This window comes from Bradyrhizobium sp. SZCCT0153 (genome assembly GCF_018129995.1).
Taxonomy (GTDB): domain Bacteria; phylum Pseudomonadota; class Alphaproteobacteria; order Rhizobiales; family Xanthobacteraceae; genus Bradyrhizobium; species Bradyrhizobium japonicum_G.
In genome coordinates this window covers 65,851-76,002 of the sequence record NZ_JAFCKS010000016.1, presented here as the reverse complement: position 1 = coordinate 76,002, position 10,152 = coordinate 65,851, and the positions used below count along the sequence as shown (strand labels likewise).

At 63.7% G+C, this 10,152-nt stretch carries 8 protein-coding genes; 2 read left to right on the top strand and 6 right to left on the bottom strand.

What is annotated here, in order from left to right:
* On the bottom strand, positions 1-1,997 hold a 1,997-nt coding region (locus JQ572_RS34200), incomplete at its 3' end, for a methyl-accepting chemotaxis protein (protein WP_211387246.1).
* Positions 1,998-2,248: 251 nt separating this feature from the next.
* Here JQ572_RS34200 and JQ572_RS34195 point away from each other — a divergent pair.
* Both JQ572_RS34195 and JQ572_RS34190 read left to right on the top strand, forming a co-directional pair.
* Entirely contained in the window at positions 2,249-3,412 is a 1,164-nt protein-coding gene (locus JQ572_RS34195) for an FIST N-terminal domain-containing protein (RefSeq protein WP_211387245.1), read from the top strand.
* A complete protein-coding gene (locus tag JQ572_RS34190; protein WP_211387244.1) occupies positions 3,409-4,767 on the top strand; it encodes a hybrid sensor histidine kinase/response regulator in 1,359 nt (452 codons plus the stop codon). Before JQ572_RS34195 ends, JQ572_RS34190 begins: the two co-directional genes overlap by 4 nt.
* A gap of 9 nt (positions 4,768-4,776) precedes the next feature.
* On the opposite strand, the gene JQ572_RS34185 is transcribed toward JQ572_RS34190, so the two are convergent.
* From JQ572_RS34185 to JQ572_RS34165, 5 genes are all read right to left on the bottom strand, one after another.
* On the bottom strand, positions 4,777-5,475 hold the full coding sequence (locus tag JQ572_RS34185) for a response regulator (RefSeq protein ID WP_211387243.1): 699 nt from the start codon (positions 5,473-5,475) through the stop codon (positions 4,777-4,779).
* Between the two features lie 68 nt (positions 5,476-5,543).
* Positions 5,544-6,230: a response regulator gene (locus JQ572_RS34180; RefSeq protein WP_211387242.1), complete on the bottom strand. Its 687-nt coding sequence runs from the start codon at positions 6,228-6,230 to the stop codon at positions 5,544-5,546.
* A gap of 134 nt (positions 6,231-6,364) precedes the next feature.
* Positions 6,365-7,546: a c-type cytochrome gene (locus tag JQ572_RS34175; protein WP_211387241.1), complete on the bottom strand. Its 1,182-nt coding sequence runs from the start codon at positions 7,544-7,546 to the stop codon at positions 6,365-6,367.
* A 73-nt stretch (positions 7,547-7,619) separates the two neighbouring features.
* Positions 7,620-9,335, bottom strand: a complete 1,716-nt coding sequence (locus JQ572_RS34170; protein WP_211387240.1) for a PQQ-dependent methanol/ethanol family dehydrogenase — start codon at positions 9,333-9,335, stop codon at positions 7,620-7,622.
* A 289-nt stretch (positions 9,336-9,624) separates the two neighbouring features.
* A complete protein-coding gene (locus JQ572_RS34165) occupies positions 9,625-10,074 on the bottom strand; it encodes an SRPBCC family protein (RefSeq protein ID WP_211387239.1) in 450 nt (149 codons plus the stop codon).
* Between the last annotated feature and the right edge of the window lie 78 nt (positions 10,075-10,152).

Below are 10,152 nucleotides of genomic sequence, written 5' to 3'. Positions count from 1 at the left end.
CGCAGGCGGGTGCTTTCGGACGACAGCGTCTTGGCCGAGTTCAGTACTTCTTCCGAGGCCGAGCCGGTCTCGGCCGCACCGCGATTGACCTCGCTGATATCGGTGGCGGCGGTCTGGGTGCCCTGCGCGACGGTCTGGACGCTGCGGGCGATTTCCTGCGTCGCTGCGCCTTGCTCTTCCACCGCGCTGGCGATGGACGTCGAGATCGACGAGATCTGCCCGATGGTCGCGCCGATCTCCTTGATCGCGGCGACCGATTCGGCGGTTGCGCCTTGCATGCCGGCGATGTGCGAGGAGATTTCGTCGGTCGCCTTTGCCGTCTGGCTCGCCAGCGACTTCACTTCGCTGGCGACAACTGCGAAGCCACGACCGGCGTCTCCGGCGCGTGCGGCCTCGATGGTCGCGTTGAGCGCCAGAAGATTGGTCTGCTCGGCAATCGCGGTGATCAGCTTGACGACTTCGCCGATCTGCTGGGCCGCATGCGAGAGCTTGCCGATACGACTATCGGTCTCCTTGGCCTGCACCACCGCAGCCTCTGCGATACGGCTGGAATCGCGGACCTGGCGGCCGATCTCCTCGACGGAGGCCGAAAGCTCTTCCGTCGCGGTCGCGACCGATTGCATGTTGCTGGAGGCCTGCTCGGAGACCCCGGCGACCTGGCTCGACAGGCTTTGCGTGGTCTCGGCGGTGCGGGTCAGCGTGGAGGCCGCCGATTCCAGCTGCACGGCGGACGCCGAGACGTTGGAGACGATGGCGCCGACCGCGCTCTCGAAATCGTCGGCGAAGCGGATCAGCTCGGAACGGCGGGCAGCGCTCGCTTCCTTGTTCTGGGCCTCGTTGACGGCGGCGTCGCGTTCGGCCTTGGCCACGGCTTGCAGCTTGAACTCCTCGACCGCGCCGGCCATCTCGCCGATCTCGTCCTTGCGGCCGAGACCCGGCAGCACGACGTCGAAATTACCCGACGCAAGCTCGCGCATCGCCTTGCACATCGCGATCATCGGACGCGAGATGCCGGTGCCGAGCAGGAAAGCGAGGACCGCGCCGAGCAGCGTGCCGCCGATGGCCAGCATCAGCACCAGTTGCTCGGTCTTCCCGATGGTGGATTCCGATTCGGTATCCAGCCGCTGCTGCTCGGCGACGAGGTCCGCCTTCATGGCGGTGGCGCCCTGCAGGATCGCGCCGGCCGAGCCGCTCATTTCGGTGACGAGTTCGTCGACCAACTTGGCGTTGGCGATCAGCTTCTCCAGCGATTCGCGATAGGCTCCCAAGAGGTCCTTGGCGTCCTTCAGGCCGGCGACGATCTTGTCGTCCATGGAATAGACCGCGCCGAGGGAGTTCTCGACGAATTTCAGCCGCGCCAGCGCGCTGGTCGCAATCGCCTGGTCGGACGTCAGCACGAAATTGGTCGCGGCCGCGGTCGCAGTCTGGAATTGGGCATTGACCTGCTTGGTGCCGAACTCGATCGCCTGCGCCTCGGAATCGGAGGCGTTGTTGCCGATGTCGTCGAGCTTGTACTTCAGCAGGTTGGCGTTGCGCATGAGCTGGTTCTGCACCAGCAGCGCGCTGTCACGCTTGGCCTGGAGGACTTTTGCGAAAGTCGCCGAGAAGTTGGAGAACTCCTTGGCGAGCTTGCCCAGGCTCTCCTGCCGCGCCGGCTTCTTGGCGCTCTTGACCGCCTTGTCGATGGCGTTCCTCAGGCCGGTCTCGGCGTCCAGCGCCGCCTTGGCGTCGTCCTCCTTGCCGGTGACGACGAAATACTTCACGGCCGAGCGGTAGGCGAGCAGCTCACGGTCGATGTTGCGGGCGAGATCGGCCTCGGTAACGCTGCTGCGGTAGGACCCGACCCCGAACGAGACCCGCTCGAAGCCGAAATAAGAGAAGGCCATGCTGCCGGCGGAGATCACCAGCACCGCAGCAAAGCCGAGGATGATCTTGGCGCGGAACCTGAGGGTCGGAAATATTGTTCGCTTCGACGGCGACGCGGTACGCCCGGACATTCCCACCCCCATTTATATTCAGCCGCGTTCCGGAGGCGCCCCGCCCCCAGACCCGCATGCGCAAAACTAGGGCACAATGGATAAAGGGCGGTAAATTCGTCAGGCCCGCAATCACGGGGTTGGCCGGGATCGCCGCCGCGCCCTGCAGCTCGCCGCAGCCCGGCCCGGCATGTGTTGCGGCCGCGCTGGAAAGGCCCTACTCTTCCGATACTTGGCGCCAGACCAAGCCTATCCAGAGAGGGAGCTACCGAGTGGGACAAACCGATTTTCGGTTTGGCAATTCCTCCGGCGTTGCCGTTGCGAAGTCGAAGGCGTCGACCGTGGAACAGGCGGTGGCCGAGCTCGCGGGCCAGATTCCGTCCGACGACACCGCGCTCATCCTGGTCTTCCTATCCCCGCATTACGACCCCCACCACTTCATCGCCGAGATCACCGCACATTTTGCAGAGATCCTGATCTGCGGCTGCACCACGGCGGGCGAGCTTGCGCCCGACGGTTGGGATGAGAACAGCGTCGTGGCCCTCGCCTTCAGCCGCGAGGATTTCAGCGCGGCGGCCCGGCCGATTCTCAATCTTCAGAATTTCCGCGTCGAGGACGGCCGCAGGGCCGGCGCAGAGCTGCGGCAGGAATTGCGTATCTCGTCGGAGGTCGATGGCGGCAGCTCCTTCGGGCTGGTGCTGATCGACGGCCTTTGCCGCCGGGAAGAAGCCGTCATGTCCGCCATCTATGCCTCGCTGGACGACATTCCGATCGTCGGAGGGTCGGCAGGCGACGGAATGCGCTTCGAGAAGACCTGGGTGTTCTTCGACGGCAAGGCCCACACCAATGCCGCCCTCCTGATCCTTCTCAACACCACGCTGCCGTTCCGCGTCTTCAAGTGCGACAACTTCGAGCCGCGATCGCAGAAGATGGTGGTGACAGAAGCCGACGTCGAAAATCGTACGGTCAGGGAGTTGAACGCGGAGCCGGCGGCCGAGGAATATTCGCGCATGGTCGGCATCATGGATGCCAAGCTCGACCCGTTCTCCTTCGCGTCCCATCCGGTGCTGGTCCGCGTCGGCGGCTCCTATTACGCACGGTCGATCCAGCGCGTCGAGCCCGACGGCTCCCTGCATTTCTTCTGCGCGATCGACGAAGGCATGGTCTTGACGGCCGCGACCTCGCGGAGCCTGGTCGGGGCGACCCGCGACCTCTTTGCGGAAACCCGCGATCAGATCGGCGATGTCTCTCTCTATATTGGGTTCGAATGCCTGCTGCGCAGGCTCGACGCAGAGCAGCATCAACTCGCCCGCGACATGTCGGAGCTCTATCGGGACAATCGCGTCATCGGTTTTCACACCTACGGCGAACAGTTCGGCTCGATGCACGTGAACCAGACCTTCACCGGCGTCGCCATCGGCAGGCGGCGGACGTGACCGAGGTCTGGCAGGATCCGGAAACGGTCGAGCAGCTGCGGCGAGAGGCCGCGAAGCTGAAGAAGATCAACGCCGCGTTGATGTCCCGCGTTGAGCGCTCGATGGATCAGCAGCTCAACGCCTTCTCGCTGTTCGAGACCGCGATCGCGCTCGACCACCAGGTGCGCGACCGTACCCAGCAATTGCGGGATGCGCTGCACTCCGTCGAACGGGCCAATGAAGGGCTCTACCGCGCCAAGCAACAGGCCGAGGCCGCCAGTTCGCTGAAATCGTCGGTTCTGATCTCGGTGACGCACGACCTGCTCCAGCCCCTGAACGCAGCGCGGCTGACGCTGTCGGCGCTTGCCGAAATGATGGAGTCGCAGGATGGCGCCCTGCTCGTCGACCAGGTCGACCGCTCGCTGATGACGCTGGAAGACCTGTTGCGCTCGCTCCTTGAAATCGCGAAGCTCGATGCCGGCGCGCTGAAGCCCGACGTGCGGCCGATCGCCGTCGCGCCGCTGTTCACGCAGCTGCGCAACGAATTCGAGCCGATCGCCTCGCGGCAAGGTCTCTCACTGCGCATTCGTCCTTCCTTGCTTGCAGTATCGTCCGACGCAATGATGCTGAGGCGAATCCTGCAAAACCTGCTGGCAAACGCCATCCGTTATACGCGCACCGGCGGTGTCATCATGGGATGCCGGCGGCGGGGCGGTCGCGTCTGCATACAGGTGACCGACTCCGGGCCTGGCATTGCCCATGCGCAACAGGAAGCGATCTTCCGCGAGTTCCAGCGCGGCGAGGCCAATGCCATCGACCAGGCCGGCTTCGGGCTCGGCCTGTCAATCGTTCGTCGCTTCGCCACGGTGCTCGGCCACGACGTACGACTCTCGTCGCAGATCGGACACGGATCGACATTCGTCCTGGAGCTGGAGCAGGCGGATCGCGCCGACGTCAGTGACGACGCGCGCGAGGTCAGGCCGGCGGATCTCCAGTACGGCGGGATGGGAGGGGCAAAAATCTTGCTGATCGAGAACGATGCGTCGGGCTCGGCGGCCATGGCAGCGCTGCTGGAAGGATGGGGTTGCGACGTCGCGACAACGCGCTCCGGCGCAGAGGCCGTGCAGCGTCTGAGCGAGCTCGGCGGCGCGCCCGACACGATCATCGCGGATCTCCATCTCGATCATGGCGAGAGCGGGCTGTCGGTCGTGGAAAATATCCGTCGGCAGCTCAAGCTGGACGTGCCCGCGATGATCATCACGGCCGACTATTCCGAGAAAGCGGCCAAGGAGGCGAGCCTTTGCGGGCTCGAAGTCTTGAAGAAGCCGGTCAAGCCAGCCGAGATGCGCGCGCTGCTGTCGTTCCTGCTGACCTGATCCGGCCGTTCAGCCCTTGGAATCCGGCTTCGCGCGCGCGTGCCTGGCTTCGGCGCCGGGGCTTATCAGCGACGTAAAATCGATCCTCGACATCTCGACGATCGCCTTGGTTCGGCTGAGCACGTTCAATTTGCGCAGGATCTCGGAGACATGAACCTTGACCGTGGTCTCGGAGATGTTCAGCTCATACGCGATCTGCTTGTTCTGCAAGCCACGCTTGAGCATCTCGAGGACCCGTAATTGCTGCGGCGTGAGATCGTGCAATCGTTTCAGCAGGTCACGGGTCGGGCTGGTAGACCGTAGCGGACGCGTCTGCGTGCGATAGGCCGCCGGAACACAGACCGCGCCGCGCAACACCTCGCCGATCGATTGCGCAAGCTCCTGCTTGGATGCGGACTTGAGGATGTAGCCGGAAACACCGAGCGACAGGGCGTTGCCGATGATTTGCGTATCCTTGTATCCCGACACGATGATGACCGGAATCCGCGGGAAGGCCTTGCGGATCCGGATGATGCCCGACAGACCGGTCGTCCCCGGCATCGAGAGGTCAAGCAGAATGAGATCGACGCTTTCAGTCGACGACAACAGGTCAAGTGCACCATCGATCGAGGTGGCTTGCAGGATCTCCGCCCCGGGCGTCGCCATTTGCAGTGCGCTCTCCAGCGCCTCGCGAAACAGCGGATGGTCTTCAACGATCAGAAATCGCATCGCGTTCGAGCCGTTGTCACGTTCAGTCGCCAAACATAACGCATTTTCGGGCCGGACCGGACCGGATTTCATTGCGGCCTGCCGCGATCGGCCCGCGCATTGAGCCTGCTCTTCGGATCAGGCAATTCGAGCTTGCCGATCTCGATAACCGCCTTATTGCGGCTGAAGAGACCAAGCTTGCGCAGGATCTCGGTGATATGTGCCTTCACGGTCGATTCGGCGAGTTGGAGCTCATGGGCGATCTGCCGGTTCGGATAGCCGCGGCGAAGCAGATCCAGCACGCGAAGCTGCTGCGGCGTGAGTTCGCGAAGCTTGACCTGCAGCGCCCTGGCGCTCGCTTCCTTGCTGCGCTCGGGCGTCGCGACGAAGTCCTTCGGCACGGAAACGGAACCGCTGAGCACGCCCTCGATCGATTGCGCCAGCTCGCGCTTCGACGTCGACTTGGGAAGATAGCCGGCCGCCCCCAAGGCCAACGCCTCTCGCACCACGTGTTGGTCCTCCTCGCTCGAGACGATTGCAACGGGCAGTCGCGGATGGGTCTCGCGCAGCCGGAGGAAGCCCGAAAACCCGGTCGCATCAGGCAGCGAGAGGTCGAGCAGCGCGAGATCGATGCCCTGCTCGCCAGCAAGGACATGCAGGGCATCCTCGATCGACACGGCCTCGAAGATATGCGCCTCGGGAAGCGCCAGACGAACGGCATTGCCGAGCGCCTCGCGAAACAGCGGATGATCGTCGATGATCAGGAAGCTGGTCATGGCGCCTTCCCGGAACTCCAGCGCGGCGCCCACTCTGAGCGCGAAATGGGCGCACGCCTCAGGATCTTGACCGGCACCGAGGCGACGCGGGACGGACGCTAGCACATCTATCCGCTCCCGTACGGTCGAGCTCGTCAATCGTTCGACTCGACCTGAACGGTCGCCAGGAATGAATAAATGCTCTCGAACTGCTCATCCGTGAAGACCTCTTTCCAGGCCGGCATGCCCTTGGCCGGCCGTCCCTCATGCACGGTCTTCAAATACGTCGCGCGCATGTCGTCACCATAGCGATGGCGCAGGAGCCGCAAATCGATCTTGCGCTCGCTCTGGATCGCGTCGGGACCATGACAGTGGGCGCAGGTGCCGTTGAAGATTTCCTTGCCGGTGCTGACCGCCTCGGCGCTTTGAGGCAAGGCGTCTCCCTTGGTCTCGGTCGCCACCACATTCGCAACCTGCGCTACGCTCGCTGCGGCCCCGGTCGTGACACCCGGCGGCTCAGCCCTCGCTGCGCTGAAGTGAACGGGTTGGCCGGCCGGCAGGCCATACTTGACCGAGAGCTCGGTGATGGCGCGCGCAAGCTGCGGCAGGACGGCGTCGACGCGGTCGCGCAGTTCGCTTGACGTCCTGGCGAAGCCGATAGCGGCGTCCCAGGAAAGGCCTTCGCCTTCAGTGACCTGGATCCGGTATCGGTCCTGATAGACAGTCTTGTTCAGCCAGCCGGCGACCGGGCCCCAGATGAAGGCAACGTCGGCCTTGCCCGCATCGAGGGCCTTCATGCCTTCCTCGGGCGACAGCACCGTGACCTTCTGGATATCGTCACGGCTCGCCAGGAGATTTTGCGGCGTGCTGGCAAACTGCACGGCGACGCGTTTGCCGCGGAGATCCTCGACACCGCCGACCGCGCGGTCCCTGGCCGTGACCAGGGCATACCCTTCCTTCGCAATGGCGCTGGAGAAGATCACCGCCGGCCCCATGAAATCGTCGGAGCGCGGCAGGCCGATCATGGCGTCACACTGCTTGCCGAGCAGCGTGACACGTACCGTGCGCTTGCCGAAATAGGACTTGTACCAATCATAGGCGATCGGCTGGCCCAGCGCCTGCGCCAGCGCCTGGCCGATCTCGACATAGAAGCCCGGTTGCGACGGACTGTCGCTGGAAAATGGAAGATTGGTCGGGTCGGCGCAGAGGCGGAACGGCTGCGGTTGGTCTGCGCGGCCTGGCACCGCTGCGATCGACGCCGCAATCGCGGCGCACACAAGGATCGTGCGATGCCGGCGATCAATTCGCCTGCCAATGCCTAATGGGTCTGAACGCATGCTCAATCTCCGGTCGATTAAGATCGAAAAGAGCGCGCGCGTATCCCGTCACCGAGGATACGCGCGCGAGTGGTCACTGGACGGAGAACACGAAGAGCGACCCGCCCTCAGGAGCCGCGGCCGTCATCTTCTTTCCAACGTCGCCCAGGAACGCCGGGAGAGCAGCGGTCCGGCCGACAACGATGGCGACGTATTGCTTGCCATCGACCATGTAGGTCACGGGACCGGCGCCGATGCCGGAACCGAGGTTCTTGGTCCAGAGCACCTTGCCTGACTTGGCATCGATGGCGCGGAAGTCGCCACGGATGTTGCCCGCAAAGACGAGGCCTCCGCCGGTGCTCAGCGTGCCGCCGTTGAACGGCAGGTCTTCCTTGATTGACCAGACCTTCTTCTGGTTTACGGGATCCCATGCCACGAGCTCGCCGAGGAAGCCGCCCGGACCTTCCTTGGTCGGGAATTCGGCGCCGAGATAGAACACGCCGCGCTTGTAGGAGACTTCGCCGACCGACCAGTCCATGCACACGTTGTTGGACGGGATGTAGACGAGGCCGGTCTGCGGGTTGAACGACATCGGCTGCCAGTTCTTGCCGCCGATGAGGTTGGGACAGATGTCCTTGGCGGGATGGCCTGGCCCCGGACGCTTGTCGGGATCCTCGACCGCGCGCATGGTAGCGAGGTCGAACTTCTCCGCCCAGTTGGCGAAGACGTATTTCTCTGCCGAGAGCACCTTGCCGGTCTCGCGGTTGGCAACAAAGAAGAAGCCGTTGCGATCCGCCTTCATCAACGCCGGAACGGTGCTGCCGCCGATCTTGAGATCGGCGAGAATGGCCTCGTTGACGCCGTCATAGTCCCAGGCATCGGCCGGCGTGGTCTGGAAATGCCACTTGATCTTGCCGGTGTTCGGATCGAGCGCCAGCGTCGAGGCCGTGTAGAGGTTGGTGAGCTTGCCGAAATTGCCGTCGCCGGTCGAGCGCACCGCCGTGTTCCACGGGCCGGGATTGCTGGTGCCCCAATAGACCGTGTCGGTCTTGCCGTCGTAGGAGCCGACCAGCCACGCGGCGCCGCCGCCATGCTGGGCGGAATCGCCCTTCCAGGTGTCGCCGCCGGGTTCGTCCGGCGCAGGCACCGTGTGCGTCTCCCAGAGCTGCTTTCCGGTGTTGATGTCGAAGGCCAGCAGCGCGCCGCGCACGCCGTACTCGCCGCCGCCGAAGCCGGTGATGACCTTATCGCGCACCACCAGCGGCGGCGAGGTGATGACCGAGCCCTGCTTGTAGTCGACCACCTTCGTCGTCCACAGCGCCTTGCCGGTGGCCGCATCGAGCGCCGTCAGCTTGCCGTCGAGCCGCCCGACGAAAATCTTGCCGTCGGCATAGGAGACGCCGCGATTGTTCACGTCACAGCAGGCGTGTTGCAGCACGTCGTCCGGTATCTCCGGCTCGTACGTCCATTTGCGCGCGCCGGTCGCGGCATCGAGCGCATAGACGTATTTCGGCCCCCACGAGGTCGAGACGTAGAGCGTGTTGCCGATGACGAGCGGCGAGGATTCGTTCGAGCGCAGCGACGCCAGCGAGAACGAATAGGCGAGCGACAGCTTGCCGGCGTTCTCGGTGTTGATCTGGTTGAGCGAACTGAAGCGGGTGTTGGCGTAGTCGTGTCCCGCAACCGCCCATTGATTGGCGTCGGCTTGTGCCTTGATCAGTGAATCGTTGGCGCGAACGCCGATGGTGCCGGCCGCCAGCATGGCGATCATCGAAATGCCAGCCAAGAATCCCTTGGTGCCTAAGGACATATTCCCTCCGCGATGTTGTGTTGCGCCACGTTGGGCGCTGATGCGCTTTGTGCTTGTGATGCGCAGTTCGCCTGCGAGCCATCGGGGAAAATTACAGCATCGCGCTTGCGCGCTTAGTATAGGCGGAAGGTAGTAGTGCAAATCATCGCCATATTGTCCGGCGCATGTCGTTGTCGTCGCTCGCCTCTTGCCGGATGACCGCGGCTCGAAACGCGCAATCGAACCGCGGCGGAGTTGCGCCGCAATCCCATTTTTCCGTCGAGCATAACGCGACGGGCCGCTCGTCGAATCAGGCGGAGGGAGCGACGATACCGGCAAAATTTTCGAAGAAGCTTGCGGCGAGCTTCCTGGACGTCGAGTCGATCAGTCGCGAGCCGAGTTGCGCGAGCTTTCCGCCGATCTGCGCCTCCGTCTCATAGTGGAGAACGGTGATATCGGGCGACTCCTCTTCGAGCCTAACCTTGGCGGCGCCCTTGGCAAAACCCGCGACGCCGCCCGCGCCTTCCCCGATGATGCGATAGCTGCTCGGCGCATCGATATCCGTCAATGTCACCTTGCCGTTGAAGGTTGCCTTGACCGGACCGACCTTCAGCACGACGGTCGCGCTCATCTCGGTCGGAGAAACCATCTCGAGCGATTGGCAGCCGGGAATGCAGCGCTTGAGAATGTCGGGATCATTCAGTGAGGCCCATACCGTCGCCTTCGAAGCCGGAATGCGCTGGCTATCGTTCATCCGCATCGTTTCCACCCTCCACCGTTGTTTGCGTACTCGGTTAGGTTGGTTCAGCGCGACAGACAATCGCCAGGAAGTACTAGG

What these genes read in the sequence shown, in the direction of transcription:
- JQ572_RS34170 (WP_211387240.1), bottom strand. Translation starts at nt 9,335, where the DNA reads ATGTCCTTAGGCACCAAGGGATTCTTGGCTGGCATTTCGATGATCGCC.
- JQ572_RS34175 (WP_211387241.1), bottom strand. Translation starts at nt 7,546, where the DNA reads ATGCGTTCAGACCCATTAGGCATTGGCAGGCGAATTGATCGCCGGCAT.
- JQ572_RS34185 (WP_211387243.1), bottom strand. Translation starts at nt 5,475, where the DNA reads ATGCGATTTCTGATCGTTGAAGACCATCCGCTGTTTCGCGAGGCGCTG.
- JQ572_RS34180 (WP_211387242.1), bottom strand. Translation starts at nt 6,230, where the DNA reads ATGACCAGCTTCCTGATCATCGACGATCATCCGCTGTTTCGCGAGGCG.
- JQ572_RS34165 (WP_211387239.1), bottom strand. Translation starts at nt 10,074, where the DNA reads ATGCGGATGAACGATAGCCAGCGCATTCCGGCTTCGAAGGCGACGGTA.